This is a genomic window from Curtobacterium sp. PhB190, assembly GCF_004365385.1.
In the GTDB taxonomy this organism is placed as follows: domain Bacteria; phylum Actinomycetota; class Actinomycetes; order Actinomycetales; family Microbacteriaceae; genus Curtobacterium.
The window spans coordinates 104,821-121,240 of the sequence record NZ_SODN01000002.1; the positions used below are offsets into that span (position 1 = coordinate 104,821).

A 16,420-nucleotide genomic window follows, 5' to 3' on the forward strand; every position below is an offset into this window, starting at 1 on the left:
CCCTGCGGGTCCGCCGAGCGGGAGCGTGGAGGCTGCGCGACGACAGGAGGCTCACCGATGACCGACGCCGACACGACGACCCGGACCGTGACCACGAAGGGCGCCTGGGACCCGGCAGCGGGCACTCCGCACCACGTCCTCGACCACGCCCACCTGCCCGTGATGACGCTGCGCGAGTCCGCCCTGGCGAACAACACCGCCGTCATGCAGGACTACGTCGACCGCCACGGGCTGCTGTTCGCGCCGCACATGAAGACGCACATGGCACCCGACCTCGCCGCACGGCAGATCGACGCCGGGGCGTGGGGAGTCACGGTCGCGTCGGTCCAGCAGGCGATGGTCGCGTGGGAGCACGGCGTGCACCGGATCCTGGTCGCGAACGAGGTCCTCGACCCCGCCGGCCTCGCCTGGCTCGCGTCCCGGCGCACGGTCGACCCGGACGCCGACGTCCTCTGCTACGTCGACTCCGCCGCGGGCGTCACCGCCGCCGTCGCCGCGCAGGGCACCGTCGCCGGCGAGCTGCACGTCCTGGTCGAGCTCGGGTTCCCGGGCGGGCGCACCGGGGTCCGCTCCCCCGACGACGCGCGTGCCCTCGCGCTGCTCGCCCACGACGCCGGGCTCGTGCTCCGCGGTGTCTCCGGGTACGAGGGCGGGCTGCCCGGCGTCGACGCTGCCCGCGAGTACGTCGCCGGCGTGCTCGACGTCGCCGAGGACGTCCGCGGGCTCGTCGACGGTCGCGGGCTCCTCAGCATGGGCGGCAGCGCCTGGTTCGACGCCGTCGTGGACGCCGTGGCGCACCGCACCGACGACCTCGACGTGCTGCTGCGGTCGGGTGCGTACCTGACCCACGACGACGGCTTCTACGCCGAGCGCACGCCCTTCGGCCGGCACCCGGCCGAGGGCTCGCTCATCGCCGCGATCGAGGTCTGGGGACGCGTGACGTCCTGCCCGGAGCCCGGACTCGCGTTCGTCGCCGTGGGCAAGCGCGACATCTCCTTCGACGAAGGGCTGCCGGTGGTGCGGTCGGTACGGCCGACCCTGCCAGGAGGCCCGGCGGGCGCCCCACAGGTCGTCCCGCCGCCCGGGGCGGTCACCGTCACCCGCCTCGACGACCAGCACTGCTACCTCGCGCTGGCGGACGGCGCCCCCGAGCTGACGCCCGGCGACGTCGTCGTGTTCGGCATCTCGCACCCCTGCACGGTGTTCGACAAGTGGCGGCAGGTGCACGTCCTCGCCGACGACGACACCGTGCTCCGGACGATCGCGACGTGGTTCTGATGCGCGCGACCACCGCGGCCCCGGTGCCGACGGACGGCGACGGGCCCGCCCGGAACGCCGCACTGTCCCTGCGTCGCGGGCTCCGCCTGCTCGACTGCATCGCCGACCGGACCCGCAGCGGCGCGGTGTCCGTCAGCCTGTCCGTGCTGGCCGCCGAGCTCGGCACCTCGAAGTCGACGGTGCTCCGCCTGACGGCCCCGATGCTCGAGAACGACCTGCTGCGCCGCACCGCGGACGCCGGGTTCACGCTCGGCCTCGGTGCCCTGCTGCTCGGGCAGAGCTACCTCGAGGGGATCGACCTGCGCTCCGCCGCCGCACCGTTCCTGCGTCGGACGGCGGAGCAGACCGGGCTGACGTGCCACCTCGTCGTGCCGGACGGCACCGACATCGTCTACGTCGACAAGGTCGAGACCCGCGGCACCGTCCGCATGGGCTCCCGGATCGGGAACCGCCTGCCGATGCGGAACACGGCGTCCGGCAAGGCGATCGTCGCGTTCGGTGAACCGGAGCTGCTCGACCGGGTGCTCGCCGAGCCGGCCCAGGTCATGACGGAGCACACCATCACCGACGACGACCGCTGGCGGCACGAGGTCGACCGCACGCACGGACGGGGGTACGGCATCGACGACCGCGAGAACGAGCCGGACATCCGGTGCGTCGCCGCCCCGGTGTTCGACCACGCGAACCAGGTGGTCGGCGCGATGAGCATCTCCGGGCTGGCCTCGCGGTTCCCCGCAGCGGCGGTCCGCGAACTCGGCGACGGCGTCGTTCGGACCGCCCACGAGATCTCCGTCGCGCTCGGGTCCTCGTCGGCGCAGCTCGCCCTCGCGCGGGGTGCCCGGTGACCGGCACGGTGCTGACGTTCGGCGAGACGATGCTGCTCCTGACCGGGCGCGACGTCGGCGCGGTGCCGGACCTGGAGCACATGCGGGTGGACACCGGCGGCGCGGAGAGCAACGTCGCGATCGGCCTGGTCCGCGCCGGGGTGCCGGCCACGTGGATCGGTCGGGTCGGCACGGACCCCGCCGGCGACCGGGTCGCCGCCGACATCGGTGGGGAGGGCGTCGACGTCCTCGCGGTCCCCGACGCCGAGCGATCCACCGGCATCATGATGAAGGAGCGGCTGCTCGACGGCCGCACCCGGGTGACCTACCACCGCCGTGGTTCGGCCGGCTCGGCGTTGGCCGCGACGGACCTGCCCGGCAGCGTCGTCGAGACCGCTGCGCTCGTGCACGTCACCGGGATCACCCTCGCGCTCTCCGAGTCCGCACACGACACCGTGACCGCAGCGCTCGACCGGGCTGCCGCCGCCGGTGTGCCGGTGTCGTTCGACGTCAACCACCGGCCGAAGCTCATCGGCGCCGACGCTGCACGAGACCGGTACCGAGCCGTCGCAGCACGGTCCGCCGTGGTGTTCGCCGGCGACGACGAGGCCCGACTCGTGCTCGACCGCGACGAACAGGACGATGACGAGGAGTCACTCGCGCACGACCTCGCCGCACTGGCACGGGGCCGCGCGGTCGTGAAGCTCGGCTCCCGCGGCGCCGTGGCGTCGATCGACGGCGTGTTCGTCCGTCGGCCCGCGACCCCGGTGCGCGTCGTCGACCCGGTCGGTGCCGGTGACGCGTTCGTCGCGGGCTGGCTCGCGGCGAGCATGGGCGGAGCGGACGCCGCCGAGGCGCTCGACCGGGCCGCCGACGCCGGCGCCCTCGCCTGCACCGTCGAGAGCGACTGGCGCCGACCGGACCCGGCCGCGTTGCACCACGCCCCGGACCCGTCGGACACCGACCACACCGTGCACGACCACGTCGACCGCTGACACCGCGTCCGCCGACACCGTGTCCGCCGAACACCACCACTCGAGGAAGCGCACCATGACGAACGACACCACGAGCACCGAGCAGCACGCCGGCGCACGGCACCGCCACCAGGCCGGACCGGCGATCGCGATCCTCCGCGGCGGCACCGGCGACCACGTCGAGGACGTCATCGCCACCCTGGTCGAGTCCGGCGTGACGGCGATCGAGATCACCACGAACACCCCACGCTGGCGCGAGGGCATCGCGTGGGCGGTGGAGCGGTACGGTTCCGCGGCCTCCATCGGCGTCGGCACGGTGCTCGACGTCCGCCAGCTCGACGAGGCCGCCGCGGCCGGCGCCTCGTTCGCCGTCAGTCCCCACCTCGACGCCGAACTCGGCGAGCGCGCGCACGAGCGTGGCCTCGGCTGGTACCCCGGTGCTGCGACCCCGACCGAGATCGTCCGCGCGTGGCGGCTCGGTGCCCGCGCGGTGAAGGTGTTCCCGGCGGCGCAGCTCGGCGGCCCCGCGTTCCTGAAGCAGGTCCTGGCACCGCTCGACTTCGTCGACGTCATCCCGACCGGGGGCATCGGGGTCGACGACGCCCCGGACTACCTGGCCGCCGGTGCGGTCGCCGTCGGACTCGGGTCCCCGCTCGTCGGCGACGCCCTGACCTCGGGCGACCTCGACGCCCTGCGGGAGCGGGCCGGCCGACTCGTCGCGGCGCTCGACCGATGACCACCGGCGATCCCGAGCACATGACGGGCTCCGAGCAGCCCACCGGCGAGCAGTCCGCCGGCGGCGTCGTCCTGCTGCGCGGCGGGTCGGTCCTCGGCGCGGACGGGGCCCCGGTGCGCGCCGACGTCCTCGTCACCGACGCTGTCATCCGCGCCGTCGGTCCCGACCTGGCCACCCCCGCCGACGCGCACGTGATCGACTGCGACGGACGACTGGTGCTGCCGGGCTTCGTGGACGCGCACTCGCACGCCGGGTCGCTCGTGTTCGACGAGGGCGTGCAGCTCGCGCTCCTGCGCCAAGGTGTGACCACGATCGTGACCGGACAGGACGGCGTCGGGCCGGCACCGGGTGACGGTTCGTACGCCGACACGTACTTCGCCGCCATCGACGGCCCGCACCCGACGTACCGCGGTGGCGGGGTCGACGGCCTGCTGACGACTTACGACGGAACGACCCCGATCAACGTCGCGACGCTCGTGCCCGCCGGCACGGTCCGGCACGAGGTCATGGGCTACGACCCCGGGCCGGCGGACAGCGCGCAGCTGGCCGCGATGCGGGAGCTCGTGCGCGACGGCCTCGCGGACGGTGCGGTCGGCCTGGCGACGGGGCTCGACTACGTCCCCGGCCTGTTCGCCGGCACTGCAGAACTCGCTGCGCTCTGCACCGAGGTCGCTGCCGTCGACGGCCTCTACGTGTCACACATGCGCGGTGGTTACGAGGGGAACGCCCGCGCCGGCCTCGAGGAGATCGCCGACATCGTCCGCGCGTCGGGCGTCCGCGCACACGTCTCCCACCTGCACGCGCCCGTCGACCTCGCGGTGACGGCACTGGCCGAACTCGAGGCCGAGGGCGCCCCGATGTCGTTCGACGCCTACCCGTACTCGCGCGGCTGCACGATCCTGTCGATGCTGCTGCTGCCCGCGGCCCTCGCCCGCCCCGGCACCGAGGACCTCGCCCACGCGATCGCCGACGACGAGGGTCGTGCCGCGGCCCGGGCGGCCGTGCTCGACCGCGTGCTGTCCCGCGCCGACCTCGGCACTGGCTGGGCGGAGCAGATCACGCTGTCGCACGTGCCCGCCGCCGAGTTCCACGCGCTGCAGGGCCGCACCCTCGCCGACGCCGCCGAGGCGACCGGGACGGATCCGGTGGACCTGGCCATCGACGTCCTGGTCGACTCGGCACTGCAGGTCACCGCCGTGATGCGCGTGCCCCGTCCCCGGACTGCCGACGACCTGACGCCGCTCTTCCGACTGCCCGGGCACACGGCCGGTTCCGACGGCATCTTCGTGGGCACCCACCCGCACCCACGCGCGTACGGCACGTTCGCACGCTACCTGCAGGACTTCGCCCGCACGGGGCTCCTGACGTGGCTCGAGGCCTCGCGGCACCTGTCCGCCACTGCGGTCGAGCGACTCGGTCTCGGTCGACGGGGCGCAGTCACCGTCGGGGCGGTCGCCGACCTGGTGGTCGTGGATCCCGATCGGGTCGCGGCGCGGTCGTCCTACGACGAACCGATGCGCCTGGCCGAGGGCATCGACGACGTCCTCGTCGCCGGCGTCCCCGTGCTGGCCGAAGGCGCCCTGACGCACGCGACCCCCGGTGCCGGGCTGCGTCGCCACCCGGGTCGGATCGACCACGGGCAGGGAGCAGCGGGCACCGGGGGTCGGTGACCCAGCACGGCCGGTGACGCAGCACCGCCGGTGACGCAGCACGGTCAGCGACGCAGCACGGTGCCGCGGCTCGGTGAGGCTTCACACAGCCTGCGCCGACGTCACGAAGCGCTCGGCAGCACCGCCACGACGTCGATCTCGACCAGGATGTTCGCCAGGTGCGACTGCACGGTGGTGCGGACCGGGTACGGCTGCGAGAAGTGCTTCGCGTACTCCTCGTTGAAGGCCGGGAAGTCGCGGTCGGAGTGCTCGAGGTGCACGGTGGACTTCACGACGTCGTCGAGGGTGGCACCGTGCTCGGCCAGGACCGCTGCGACGTTGGCCAGCACCTGCGCGGTCTGTCCGGCCACGTCATCGGCGATCGCACCCGTGGCGGGGTCCTGCGGGCCGAACCCCGCGGTGTAGATGAAGCCGTTGGCGACGATGCCCTGGCTGTAGGGCCCCGCGGGCTTCGGGGCGTTGTCGGTCACGATGGCGGTCTTCGGCGCGGTGGGGTTCGGCACGGTTGCTCCTGTGGTTCGTCGGTCGTGGGCGGACTCCAGGCTAGGCGGAAGGCCGCCTCGAGAGCCGACCACGCACCCGACCGATTCCGTATTGCAGAACGCAGGGCGGGCCTCCCGTCCGGGGTGCCGCACCGACCACCCAGGTGGAGGGCGACTACCCTGGCCGGGTGCCGTCCTCCCTGCCCGAACGCCGCCGAGCGCGCACGGGCTCGCGCCGAGCACGCGCATGAGCCGGCTCGACGGCGCGGTCACCGGGACCGCCGCGACCGGACGGCGCCGCGCACTCGACACCGTGACCTCCCTGCCGGCGTGGGCGGCCGTGCTGCTCGTCTGGACCGGCGGCCGGATCGTGTCGACGCTGTGGCTGGCACTCGCGTACCCGCTCATCGGACGGGCGATGCCGGACAACGCCATCTGGGGCAACGGGCACGGCTTCACGGCGTTCCTCACCGCCTGGGACGGCCAGTACTACGAGCAGATCTCGCTGCACGGGTACCCCGACGTGCTGCCGCTCGACGCCGTCGGCAACGTGGCACAGAACGCCTGGGCCTTCCTGCCGGCGTTCCCGTTCACGATCCGGATGCTCACCGCATCGACCGGGCTGCCGTTCACCGTCGGTGCCCCGCTCATCTCCGTGCTGGCCGGTCTGCTGGCGACCTACCTGCTGCACCGCCTGGTCCGGGACCGTGCGGGCAACGCCGCCGCGATGTGGGCGGTGTTCTTCTTCACGTGCGGGCCACTGTCGTTCCTGTTGCAGGTCGGCTACGCGGAGAGCATGTTCCTCGCGCTCACGTTCGGCGCACTGCTCGCCCTGGAGCGTCGCCGGTACGGGCTTCTCACCGTGCTCGGGGTCGCCGCTGCTTTCACCCGTCCGGGTGCGTTGGCCGTCCCGCTCGTGCTCGGGGTCATCGCCCTGGTGCGGTGGGTCCGGGCTCGCCGCGAGACCGGGCGGGTGCTCGACACCTTCCCGATCCGCGAGCAGGTGCAGGTCGTGGCCGCCGGTGCCGTGATGGTGGCGGCGGGCCTCGCGTGGCCGGTCATCGCGTCGCACGTGACCGGCACGCCGAACGCCTACCTCGAGACCGAGATGTCGTGGTGGGTGAACTTCATCGGCCGCGTGGACTTCGTGCCCTTGTCGCCGTGGTTCCTCATCGCCGGGCGCTGGCTCGGCGTCGGCGGGATCCTGATCGTGGTGTTCCTGCTCGTCGGGTTCCCGATCTGGCTGCTCCGCCGGTCGACGAAGCGGCTCGGGTCGACGACCGTGCTGTACTCGGCCGCCTACGCGCTCTACATCTTCGCGGTGTCGCTGCCGATGGCCTCGACCCCGCGACTGCTCATGCCCCTGGCGCCGTTGTTCGGCTCGCCGGAGCTCGTCGCGAAGCCGTGGATGCGGTGGACGTTCGTCACCGCGGCGCTGGCCGGGCAGCCGGTGCTCGTCGCGGTGCTCTGGCTGCTCGGGCCTCCGTAGCGAGGACGGCGACGCCGGCAGCGGCCCCGGCATCGGCACGACGGCAGCTCCGACGCGGAACGACGGCACCGACGTCGTACGACATCGGTCCCGTCGTTCGGAGTCGGTTCGAGCCGAGCCGAGCCCGCCCCGCCCCTACAGCTCGACGGTCCCGTGGTCCCCGGTGTCCGGCTGGCTCTGCTTGCCGAGTGCGGCCTTGAGCGTCTGCACGAGGCTGCCGACCGGGCCGGTGTCCTGCGTCCAGTACTCGACCGAGTCGCCCGACACGGTGAGGAGTCGGATCGAGGGGTCGTCGCGGCCGTCCGGGAACCAGGCCTCGGCGAACGGTGACCACAGCTCGTCGATCACGGCACTGTCCTGCGTCACCGTGGCGGTGCCGGCGATGGACAGGTAGCCGCCCTGCGACTCGATGGAGACGTTGACGTGCGGGTTCCTGGCGATGTCGTCGACCTTCTCGCTGCCGTCCTGCACCAGGAAGCGGAGGGTCCCGTTGAACGCCTTGTCCTGCACGGCGAGGGGCCGGGCGTGCAGCTGGCCGTCCTCGCTCACCGTCGTCAACAGGGCCGTGTGGGCGCCGTGGACGATGTCCGAGATGGCGGCGCGCTGGTCGGTCTGCGTGTCGGTCATGATGCTCCTTTGCGTCGTGCGCCCCACCCGTCCCGACGTTCGACCGCGGGTCCGGCGGGGCCGTACCGTTCCCGCCAGTGTGCCCCTCGACGCTGGGCGCGTCCGGCACACGGCAGCACCACCCCGACCGGGAGGCCCGCGCCGACTCCCCCGGACACGTCCGGCCACGCAGGTGGCCGGTCCGCAGTGCCCGCACCCGGTCCGGCGCGCTCCATGCGTCCGCACACAGCGACACTCCACCAGTCGATCACCGCGTGCATCGTCGGGACATGCACACGCACCGGATGCATGCGCAACGAGCGACACTCCACGAGTCGATCCGGTGGTGGATCGACGGAAGATGCACCCGTACGGAACGCGTCAGGCGGGCTCGCGGATGGTGGTCTCGACGTCGACGACCTGCGGCACCCGCGGCATCGACGCGAAGCCGAACGCCACGGGCGGGTCGAGCGGTACCAAGGTGCCGAGGGGCTCCCCCGCCCAGGTCCCGCGCACGCCGGTGACGTCGTGCGCCCCGGTCACGCCGTAGTACTCGCGGCGTCCGTTCCCCGCCGAGCCGGCGGTGCCGGATCCGGGCGCGACGAGCCGGGCGATCGGGTCGATCGCGGCGAGCCACCGCGGGTCGCGGGCGATCGGCTTCGGCACGACGCGCAGCACCCGGCCGAGCGGTGAGATCGTGCCGACGTCGACCGAGACCTGCAGGGCGCCGGCGTCGAGCTCCAGGCCACGGGCCGTCCGTCGGGCCCGGACGTCGACCACGGACACGGTGTCGAACCGGTAGGTGCCGGAGACGTAGGCGGCGACGATCTCGTCCGGCGCGAGCAGCACGCTGGTGCCGTCGGGTAGCTCGAGGAACACGTCGGTGAACGCCCCGAACGGCGAGCGGTCCCACATCCCGACGACGATCCGGACGCCCGAGGTGGTGCCGACGCCCATGATCCGGCCGCGGAACCGGCGCTCGACGGGTGGGGTGCTGGGGCGTGACGGCATGCCGTGGACCGTACCCGGCGTGCCCGTGAACCGGACCGACGGAGCCGACCCGCGCCTCCCGGCCGACGGGTGCGCGAAAGCGACAGATCGCCGCGAACGTTCCGCGGCGATCTGTCGCTTTCGCGGGGTGGGCCCGCCGGGGTGACCGCCTACGGGACGGGGACGGGCTCGGCGAGCAGCTCGCGCACACGGGGCGCGACCCGGGTGCCGTAGAGCTCGATGGACCGCAGCATGTCCTCGTGCGGCAGACGACCGGTCGCGTAGCGCATGTCGAACCGCGAGGCGCCGAGGATCCGCATGTTCCGGGCGATCTTCCGCGCCACGGTCTCCGGCGAGCCGACGTACAGCGAGCCACCGGCGGACAGGCCCGCGTGGTACCCGGCGACGTCGAGGGGCGGCCAGCCGCGCTCCAGGCCGAGCTGGTCGGTGACGGCCTTGTGGTACGGCCAGTAGCGCTCGGCGGCTTCCTCGTCGGTCGCCGCGACGAAGCCCGGCGAGTGCATCGCGATGGGCTGCTGCGGCAGGTCGAGCTGGGCGAGCGCCTGACGGTACAGCCGCGAGAACGGGGCGAACTGCGCCGGCTGCCCGCCGATGATGGCGAGGAACAGCGGCAGGCCGTACGACGCCGCACGGATCACCGACTGCGGGGAACCGCCGACGCCGATCCAGGTGGGGATGGCGCCGTGCTCGAGCTTCGGGAAGACGTCCTGGTCGACCAGGCTCGCGCGCTTCGTGCCGGACCAGGTGACGGCGTCGCCGCCGCGCAGGGCCGCCCAGAGCTGCAGCTTCTCCTCGAACAGGACCTCGTAGTCGGAGAGCTCGTGGCCGAACAGCGGGAACGACTCGGTGAAGGAACCGCGCCCGAGGATGACCTCGGCACGGCCGTCCGAGATCGCGTCGACGGTGGCGAAGCGCTCGTAGACGCGCACGGGGTCGTCGGACGACAGCACCGTGACGGCGGAGCCCATCCGGATGCGGGAGGTCGAGGCGGCGATCGCGGCGAGGACGACCTCGGGTGCGCTCACCACGAAGTCGGCGCGGTGGTGCTCGCCGACGCCGATGAAGTCGATGCCGACCTGGTCGGCGAGGACGGCCTGGGCCACGACGTCGCGGATGCTCTGCGCGTCGGACTTGAGGCTGCCGTCGGCGAGCTCGGTGACGTCGCCGAAGGTGTCGATGCCGAGCTCCACGCGTCCGATCCGCTCGGGTGCGGGCGGCGGGACGTCCGAGGGGCGGTCGGTGCCGAATGCGTTGCTCATGGTTCCTCCTGGTCGCACTTCCATGCGTTTGCATCAAACTATCACGGCCGAGCCGTGATGGCCAGCGCCCGCGTGTACGGTCGCCCGCATGCCGAAGCTCCCTGACCAGACCGGACGCAGGATCGTCGTCACCGGCTCCAACAGTGGCACCGGGAAGGAAGCCGCGACCCGTCTCGCGGCCGCCGGCGCGAGCGTCGTGCTCGCCGTGCGCACGACCGCGAAGGGCGATGCCGCCGCGGCCGAGATCCGTGCAGCCCACCCGAACGCCGACGTCGAGGTGCGCGAACTCGACCTCGCGGACCTGGCGAGCGTGCGCCGCTTCGCCGACGGCATCGTCGGCGAGGACCGCCCGATCGACGTCCTGGTGAACAACGCTGGCGTCATGGCGCCGCCGCAGCGCTTCGAGACGGTCGACGGGTTCGAGCTGCAGTTCGGCACGAACTTCCTCGGTCCGTTCGCGCTGACGAACCTGCTGCTGCCCTCGCTGCTGCGTGCCGAGGCACCGCGGGTCGCGACAATGTCGAGCCTCGCCGCGATCCCCGGCCGGATCCGCTTCGGCGACCTGCAGTGGGAACGCGGGTACAACGGCTGGCGCGCCTACGGCCAGTCCAAGCTCGCCGACCTGCTCCTCGCGCTGCACCTGCACCGACTGACCGTCGAGGCGGACGTCCCCCTCGTCAGCACCGCGGCGCACCCCGGCTACACCCGCACGAACCTCCAGTCGGCCGGGCGCTCACTCGGACGCGCGAAGCCGGTGCGGTCCAACAACCGCGCGCTCCCCTTCACGCAGGCGGTCGAGCAGGGCACCGAGCCGCTGCTCTACGCCGCGGTCGGCCCGAACGCGGTCGGCGGCGCCTACTACGGCCCGGCCGGCCCCTTCGGCCTGACCGGACCGACGACCGCCGTCTCGATCCCCGGGTCGGCAAGGAGCGCCGACCTCGCCCGCTCGCTCTGGGCCGTCGCCGAGGACCTCACCGGGACACGCCCGCCCCTCTGAGCGCGGGGCGCGGCCGGGAGGCCCGTGGCGCGTCCGGTGCGCCGCCCGCGTCAGGCGCGGTGCAGTTCCACCGACCCGTCCAACCGTCCGGGTTCGGTCAGGCGGGCGTGCTGCAGGACCGTGCGGTCCGGACCGATCGCCGCGGCGACGATCGACAGCGTCGTCATGTGCCCCTCGGCCTCGTGCGCGTCGCGGAGGATCGCGTCCGGGTGGTCGCTCGGCAGCACAGCAGACTCGGCCAGGACACCGAACCAGCCGCTCCACCCGTCTCCGGCATCGTCGCCCGCGTCCACCGTCCGGAGTTCGTCGAAGGGTCCGAGCACCGGTGGCCCGACCGGGGCGTCCGCGGCGCGGAAGGCCTCGAGCCACCGCCCGATGCGCGGCGCCGCCGGGTCGTCCGGTTCGCCGTGCGTCACCATGTGCACGCCCGGGCCGAGCTCGGTCGTGCGGACCCGTGTGCCGTCCCAGGTCAGGACCGCGGCGCCGTCGGCGGTCACCCGCACCAGGTTGAACGCGCGCGTGGTCGGCAGCGTGCCGTCGTGTCCGGGCAACAGGTCGTCGGCGACGGCGTCGACCGGCACCACCCCGCGGGTCGTCCACGTGCCGTCGACACTCGGCACCGGTTCGCCGCGGTTGAGCACGACCGCCAGTCCGGCACGGTCCGAGGCGGCGAGCCACGCACCGCCGGCAGCACGGTCACGGACACCACGGACCCCGGGGTCGCGATCGGGCCACCACGCAGCAGGCGGGTCCCACGGACGCTCGGGTGACTCGTCCCGCAGGGCGAGCACGGTGACGGGCCACGCGGACCCGGGGTCGACGCGGACGACGACGGTGCACATGCCGTCGATCCTCGCACGTGCCCCCGGTAGCGTGAGCGGCGTGAACGCAGCAGCAGAGCGCGGCCTGACCGTCATCGTGGGGATCACCGGGGGCATCGCCGCCTACAAGGCCGTCGGCGTGGTCCGCGACCTCGTCAAGCGCGGGCACGAGGTGCACGTCGTCCCGACCGAGGGGGCGCTGCGCTTCGTCGGGCTGCCGACGCTCGAGGCACTCAGCCGCAACCCCGTCACCACGAGCGTCTGGGACGACGTCTCCGAGGTCCGCCACGTCGCCCTCGGCCGTCGCGCGGACCTGGTCGTGGTGGCCCCGGCGACCGCGGACTCCCTGGCACGGATGGCGAACGGCCTGGCGAGCGACCTGCTCGGTACGACGCTGCTCGCCACCGACGCCCCGGTCGTCGTCGCGCCGGCGATGCACCCGCAGATGTGGGAACACCCGGCGACCCGGGCCAACGTCGCCGTCCTGCGCGAGCGGGGTGTGCACCTGGTCGGACCGGTGGTCGGCGCGCTGACGGGCGACGACGCCGGCATCGGCCGGATGGCGGAACCCGAGGACATCGTCGCCGCGGCGCTCGCCGTGCTGGACGACCCGGCCGGTGCAGGCGCGGGGCGTCGCGCCGGCACGGACGGGGGGACGCAGTCCGGCGCCGGGGCCCGTGGCGAGCAGGGCGACCTGTCCGGTGTCCGCGTGGTCGTCAGCGCGGGCGGCACCCGCGAGCCGTTCGACCCGGTGCGCTTCGTCGGCAACCGGTCGAGCGGTCGGCAGGGCCTGGCGATCGCCGCCGACGCAGCGGCGCGCGGCGCCGTCGTCACCGTCGTCGCCGCGAACGTCGAGGCCGGCCTGACCGTGGGCATCGACGCGACCGTCGTGCCGGTGGGGTCAGCGCTCGAGCTCGCCGAGGCCGTGCACGCCGCGGCGGTCGATGCCGACGTCGTCGTGATGACCGCTGCCGTCGCCGACTACCGTCCGGCCGAGGTCCTCGCCGAGAAGCTCAAGAAGGACGCCCAGGGCGAGCGGATGACGCTCGAGCTGGTGCGGAACCCCGACGTGCTCGCCGACCTGGTGGCGGCGCGGCGCACCGGGCAGGTCATCGTCGGGTTCGCCGCCGAGACCGAACCCGACCGCGACGCCCGCATCGCACTCGGGCGCGCGAAGATCGCCCGCAAGCCCGCCGACCTGCTCGTCGTGAACCACGTCGGCTGGTCGGCCGGGTTCGAGCGCGAGGAGAACGCGATCGAGGTCCTGGTGCCGGGCGGCGAGGTGGTCCGCGAGACCTCGGGCACGAAGGCTGAGGTGGCGGCGGCGGTCCTCGACCTCGTCGCGACCGCACTGACCTGATTCCGAGGACGGGCGAGCACGATGGGGGCATGCGACGACGTGAGCGGATCAAACGAGCCACCCGGACTGCCACACTGCTCGCGGTGCTGCTCGGCGGGGCGGGTGTCACCCACTTCCTGCAGCCGCGCCACTACGACCGGATCGTGCCGGACACACTGCCACCGCGGCTGACGACCGTCGCGTCCGGCGTGGCCGAACTCGGCATCGCCGCCGGGCTCGCGTTCCCGGCCACTCGCCGGGCCTCGGGGTGGGCTGCAGCTGCCCTGTTCGCCGCGGTCTTCCCCGCGAACGTGAAGATGGCGAACGACCTGCTCGACAGCCCGCGGTCGACCCGGGCGATGCGGCTCGTCTCCGTGCTGCGGCTCCCGCTGCAGGCCCCGCTCGTCCTGTGGGCCGTGCGCGTGGGTCGGCACGCACCGAAGCGGTGACCCAGCAGTCCTGGACCCGTGCGGCCGCACCGCTGCTGCACCGGCCGGTGACCCAGCACGCGTGGGACGACGTCGTCTTCGCGCACTGGCGACACGACCCGGGCTCGCTGGCGCGACTCGTCCCACGGGGGACGCGCCCCGACGTGGTCGACGGCAGCGCCTGGGTGGGACTCACGGCCTACGTCTTCCACGAGACGCGGGTGCCGCCGTTCCCCTCCGCCGGCCGCCTCGGCCGCATGACCGAGGTCACCATCGAGGTCCTGACCGTGGACGACCAGGGCCGACGCGGCGTCGCGTACCGCACCGTGGACACCGCGAACGTGCCGGCGATCGTGGCCGCACACGCGCTGCTCGGCGTGCCGTACACCTTCGCGCACGCCCGGTCGCGCCGCCGCGGCGAGGTCGTCGCGCACCGGTCGGTCCGGCATCCCGCACGTGCACTGCACCCGGTGCGCTGGGCGCGGTCGCTGCGGCAGGAACGTCCCTCGGGCACGGCCAGACCCCGGCACGCGGCCTCGATCCGGGTCACCGCCGGTGACGTCGTCGACACGCCACTGGCCGCCGAGCTCACCACCCGCGCCGGCATCCACGCCCGGTACCTGGCCCAGACGCTGTTCTGGCAGCGACAGCACCCGCCGCTGACCGTACGGGCCGCGCACCTCGACCGGCTCGAGGGGGACCTGCCCGACGCCGTCGGCATGCCGGGGCTGTTCGACCGGGCACCCGACTCGCTGCTCGTCGTCGACGGGACCACGGTGCGGTACGCCTGGGGCGGGGTCGTGCGGTGAGCGACCACGCCACGGACGATGCCGCCCAGTGACACGCGCTGAGCCGAGCGGAACGCCGGTCTCATATCAGGTACGTTGATCGGTGCGCGTGCACTGACCGCGCCCCGATCGAAGGAGAACGCATGCCGGTCCCCCGCAGCGCCCCGACCGAGCACCAGCTGCTCCGCGACACCGTCCGGCACAAGATCCACGACGCGATCATGGACGGCACGCTCGTCCCCGGCGAGCGGCTCAACGACGACGAGCTCATCGCCTGGCTCGGCGTCTCCCGCACGCCGATCCGCGAGGCGCTGAGCCAGCTCTCCCGCGCCGGCCTCATCGAGATGGCGCCGAACCGGTACACGCGCGTCACGACGCCGAACCCCGCCGAGGTCATCGAGGCGATGCAGACCCTCGGGGTGCTGTTCGGTGGTGTCGTCCGCCTCGCGGTCCCGCGCCTCGGCGCGGGTGCACGGAAGAGGATCCTCGCGCAGCTCGACAAGACGATCGCCGAGCTCGAGTCGCACGACGTCCCCGCCGTCAACCACGACTCGCTCGACGTGTTCGCGCTCTACGTCGCCGAGTGCGGCAACGAGAACCTGCAGCGCGTGTGCCGCGACACCATGGACGGTCTGGCCTTCCGCCTGCGCCTGCCGAACCTCGACGAGCTCGTCGACTGGGACCGCATGACCGCGGACTTCCGTCGGCTGCGCACCGCGACCGAGTCCGGCGACAACGTCGCCGCCGAGCTCGCGACCGAGGCGATCCACCAGCTGCCGGGCGAGAAGCACTGAGTCCGGCTGTACCGCCGTACAGGAACCCGCCCGTCTCGCGCACGCGAGGCGGGCGGTCCGCGTTCCACGGGCCTCCCGGACACCCCGTCCAGGCCCGCGACCGACGCGCACGACGCTCCCAGACTGCGGATCCGGCGAGCCGATAGCATCGCTGGCGACCACCCGATCGCCCACCCGGAGCAGCACATGAGTCCTCGATCGACGGACCGTACCGAGGTCGCCGCACGTCTGGCCGCGGCGGTCGGACGGATCAACCGGCGAGCACGGACGGACTCGGCCTCGCTCGGGTACGGGATCGTGTCCGCACTCGCCACCATCCAGCGCGAAGGACCCCTGCGCCCGGGCGACCTGTCGCGGATCGAGGTGGTCACGAAGCCCACGATGACCCGCATCCTGACCGAGCTCGAACAACGCGGGTTCATCGCGCGCGAGGCAGACCCCCGAGACGGTCGGGCCTTCATGGTCTCGGCCACCGACGAGGGCATCGCAGCGGTCGAACGAGCACGCTCGGACCGCACCGGGATCGTCGCCGAGCTCATCGCCGAGCTCGGTGAGTCCGACGTCACCGCGATCGCCGGAGCGCTCGACGCCCTCGAACGCGTCGCCCAGGGCGACCGCACCCAGGAACCTCACACGTTCTAGGTCCGAACCGGCCGTTACCGAACCGTTACCAACGGGTGGACGGACGGTTCTGCCAGCGATCCTGGACGCGTCATCCAGTCTGACGAGTCATCGTGTCGGCTTCGCCCGACGGCGGCCTCCCCAGGGCCGGTCGCGGCGGACGGACGGGCCCCACACCACCGTCCGGTCCTCCCCGGTTCGCCGGACTCCCCCTGCTGCGCGCACCTTGACGCGCGCAGCATCGCTCACCGTCCCCGACGCGTCGCGCAGCCCGGAGTCCCGCACCACGAACCGCCCGACCAC

17 protein-coding genes are annotated in these 16,420 nt (G+C 73.4%); 12 read left to right on the top strand and 5 right to left on the bottom strand.

Going from position 1 to position 16,420, the window contains the following annotated elements; all coding sequences use genetic code 11:
* Positions 1 to 57: 57 nt before the first annotated feature.
* From EDF47_RS03240 to EDF47_RS03260, 5 genes are read left to right on the top strand one after another with little or no spacing between them, the layout of a single operon-like run.
* Positions 58 to 1,278 (top strand): alanine racemase, encoded by a 1,221-nt coding sequence (locus tag EDF47_RS03240; protein WP_166673178.1) that lies wholly within the window; start codon positions 58 to 60, stop codon positions 1,276 to 1,278.
* Positions 1,278 to 2,123: an IclR family transcriptional regulator gene (locus EDF47_RS03245; RefSeq protein WP_131879380.1), complete on the top strand. Its 846-nt coding sequence runs from the start codon at positions 1,278 to 1,280 to the stop codon at positions 2,121 to 2,123. Before EDF47_RS03240 ends, EDF47_RS03245 begins: the two co-directional genes overlap by 1 nt.
* Positions 2,120 to 3,097, top strand: a complete 978-nt coding sequence (locus EDF47_RS03250) for a sugar kinase (protein WP_131879382.1) — start codon at positions 2,120 to 2,122, stop codon at positions 3,095 to 3,097. The genes EDF47_RS03245 and EDF47_RS03250 overlap by 4 nt, the downstream gene beginning before the upstream one ends.
* A 55-nt stretch (positions 3,098 to 3,152) precedes the next feature.
* Entirely contained in the window at positions 3,153 to 3,812 is a 660-nt protein-coding gene (locus EDF47_RS03255) for a bifunctional 4-hydroxy-2-oxoglutarate aldolase/2-dehydro-3-deoxy-phosphogluconate aldolase (RefSeq protein ID WP_133937889.1), read from the top strand.
* Positions 3,809 to 5,482 carry an amidohydrolase family protein gene (locus EDF47_RS03260; protein ID WP_243833994.1) on the top strand — a complete coding sequence of 558 codons (1,674 nt, stop codon included), beginning with the start codon at positions 3,809 to 3,811 and terminating at the stop codon, positions 5,480 to 5,482. The genes EDF47_RS03255 and EDF47_RS03260 overlap by 4 nt, the downstream gene beginning before the upstream one ends.
* A 101-nt stretch (positions 5,483 to 5,583) precedes the next feature.
* Here EDF47_RS03260 and EDF47_RS20135 read toward each other — a convergent pair whose 3' ends face one another.
* A complete protein-coding gene (locus tag EDF47_RS20135; RefSeq protein WP_235035960.1) occupies positions 5,584 to 5,985 on the bottom strand; it encodes a Rid family hydrolase in 402 nt (133 codons plus the stop codon).
* Positions 5,986 to 6,211: 226 nt separating this feature from the next.
* On the opposite strand from EDF47_RS20135, the gene EDF47_RS03270 reads away from it, so the two are divergent.
* On the top strand, positions 6,212 to 7,453 hold the full coding sequence (locus EDF47_RS03270) for a hypothetical protein (protein WP_133937891.1): 1,242 nt from the start codon (positions 6,212 to 6,214) through the stop codon (positions 7,451 to 7,453).
* Positions 7,454 to 7,588: 135 nt separating this feature from the next.
* On the opposite strand, the gene EDF47_RS03275 is transcribed toward EDF47_RS03270, so the two are convergent.
* From EDF47_RS03275 to EDF47_RS03285, 3 genes are all read right to left on the bottom strand, one after another.
* Entirely contained in the window at positions 7,589 to 8,080 is a 492-nt protein-coding gene (locus tag EDF47_RS03275; RefSeq protein ID WP_123292028.1) for a pyridoxamine 5'-phosphate oxidase family protein, read from the bottom strand.
* A gap of 360 nt (positions 8,081 to 8,440) precedes the next feature.
* On the bottom strand, positions 8,441 to 9,070 hold the full coding sequence (locus tag EDF47_RS03280) for a hypothetical protein (protein ID WP_123938566.1): 630 nt from the start codon (positions 9,068 to 9,070) through the stop codon (positions 8,441 to 8,443).
* Positions 9,071 to 9,219: 149 nt separating this feature from the next.
* Positions 9,220 to 10,329, bottom strand: coding sequence for an LLM class flavin-dependent oxidoreductase (locus EDF47_RS03285; RefSeq protein WP_243698067.1), 1,110 nt, complete (start codon positions 10,327 to 10,329; stop codon positions 9,220 to 9,222).
* An 88-nt stretch (positions 10,330 to 10,417) separates the two neighbouring features.
* On the opposite strand from EDF47_RS03285, the gene EDF47_RS03290 reads away from it, so the two are divergent.
* On the top strand, positions 10,418 to 11,326 hold the full coding sequence (locus tag EDF47_RS03290) for an SDR family oxidoreductase (RefSeq protein ID WP_123938565.1): 909 nt from the start codon (positions 10,418 to 10,420) through the stop codon (positions 11,324 to 11,326).
* 50 nt (positions 11,327 to 11,376) lie between these two features.
* Here EDF47_RS03290 and EDF47_RS03295 read toward each other — a convergent pair whose 3' ends face one another.
* Positions 11,377 to 12,168: an NRDE family protein gene (locus EDF47_RS03295; protein ID WP_166673179.1), complete on the bottom strand. Its 792-nt coding sequence runs from the start codon at positions 12,166 to 12,168 to the stop codon at positions 11,377 to 11,379.
* A 64-nt stretch (positions 12,169 to 12,232) separates the two neighbouring features.
* On the opposite strand from EDF47_RS03295, the gene EDF47_RS03300 reads away from it, so the two are divergent.
* The 5 genes from EDF47_RS03300 (at position 12,233) to EDF47_RS03320 (ending at position 16,138) form a co-directional block, all read left to right on the top strand.
* A complete protein-coding gene (locus EDF47_RS03300; protein ID WP_131879575.1) occupies positions 12,233 to 13,507 on the top strand; it encodes a bifunctional phosphopantothenoylcysteine decarboxylase/phosphopantothenate synthase in 1,275 nt (424 codons plus the stop codon).
* 29 nt (positions 13,508 to 13,536) lie between these two features.
* A complete protein-coding gene (locus EDF47_RS03305; RefSeq protein WP_123338786.1) occupies positions 13,537 to 13,935 on the top strand; it encodes a hypothetical protein in 399 nt (132 codons plus the stop codon).
* Positions 13,932 to 14,723 (top strand): DUF2071 domain-containing protein, encoded by a 792-nt coding sequence (locus EDF47_RS03310; protein WP_166673180.1) that lies wholly within the window; start codon positions 13,932 to 13,934, stop codon positions 14,721 to 14,723. The genes EDF47_RS03305 and EDF47_RS03310 overlap by 4 nt, the downstream gene beginning before the upstream one ends.
* Before the next feature lie 122 nt (positions 14,724 to 14,845).
* Positions 14,846 to 15,496: a GntR family transcriptional regulator gene (locus EDF47_RS03315; RefSeq protein WP_133937896.1), complete on the top strand. Its 651-nt coding sequence runs from the start codon at positions 14,846 to 14,848 to the stop codon at positions 15,494 to 15,496.
* A 186-nt stretch (positions 15,497 to 15,682) separates the two neighbouring features.
* Positions 15,683 to 16,138, top strand: a complete 456-nt coding sequence (locus EDF47_RS03320) for a MarR family transcriptional regulator (RefSeq protein WP_131921792.1) — start codon at positions 15,683 to 15,685, stop codon at positions 16,136 to 16,138.
* Positions 16,139 to 16,420: the final 282 nt, after the last annotated feature.

Coding starts and splice junctions, on each gene's coding strand:
- EDF47_RS03295 (WP_166673179.1), bottom strand. CDS start 12,168: ATGTGCACCGTCGTCGTCCGCGTCGACCCCGGGTCCGCGTGGCCCGTC.
- EDF47_RS03285 (WP_243698067.1), bottom strand. CDS start 10,329: ATGAGCAACGCATTCGGCACCGACCGCCCCTCGGACGTCCCGCCGCCC.
- EDF47_RS03315 (WP_133937896.1), top strand. CDS start 14,846: ATGCCGGTCCCCCGCAGCGCCCCGACCGAGCACCAGCTGCTCCGCGAC.
- EDF47_RS03270 (WP_133937891.1), top strand. CDS start 6,212: ATGAGCCGGCTCGACGGCGCGGTCACCGGGACCGCCGCGACCGGACGG.
- EDF47_RS03240 (WP_166673178.1), top strand. CDS start 58: ATGACCGACGCCGACACGACGACCCGGACCGTGACCACGAAGGGCGCC.
- EDF47_RS03245 (WP_131879380.1), top strand. CDS start 1,278: ATGCGCGCGACCACCGCGGCCCCGGTGCCGACGGACGGCGACGGGCCC.
- EDF47_RS03305 (WP_123338786.1), top strand. CDS start 13,537: ATGCGACGACGTGAGCGGATCAAACGAGCCACCCGGACTGCCACACTG.
- EDF47_RS03320 (WP_131921792.1), top strand. CDS start 15,683: ATGAGTCCTCGATCGACGGACCGTACCGAGGTCGCCGCACGTCTGGCC.
- EDF47_RS03275 (WP_123292028.1), bottom strand. CDS start 8,080: ATGACCGACACGCAGACCGACCAGCGCGCCGCCATCTCGGACATCGTC.
- EDF47_RS03255 (WP_133937889.1), top strand. CDS start 3,153: ATGACGAACGACACCACGAGCACCGAGCAGCACGCCGGCGCACGGCAC.
- EDF47_RS03260 (WP_243833994.1), top strand. CDS start 3,809: ATGACCACCGGCGATCCCGAGCACATGACGGGCTCCGAGCAGCCCACC.
- EDF47_RS03290 (WP_123938565.1), top strand. CDS start 10,418: ATGCCGAAGCTCCCTGACCAGACCGGACGCAGGATCGTCGTCACCGGC.
- EDF47_RS03280 (WP_123938566.1), bottom strand. CDS start 9,070: ATGCCGTCACGCCCCAGCACCCCACCCGTCGAGCGCCGGTTCCGCGGC.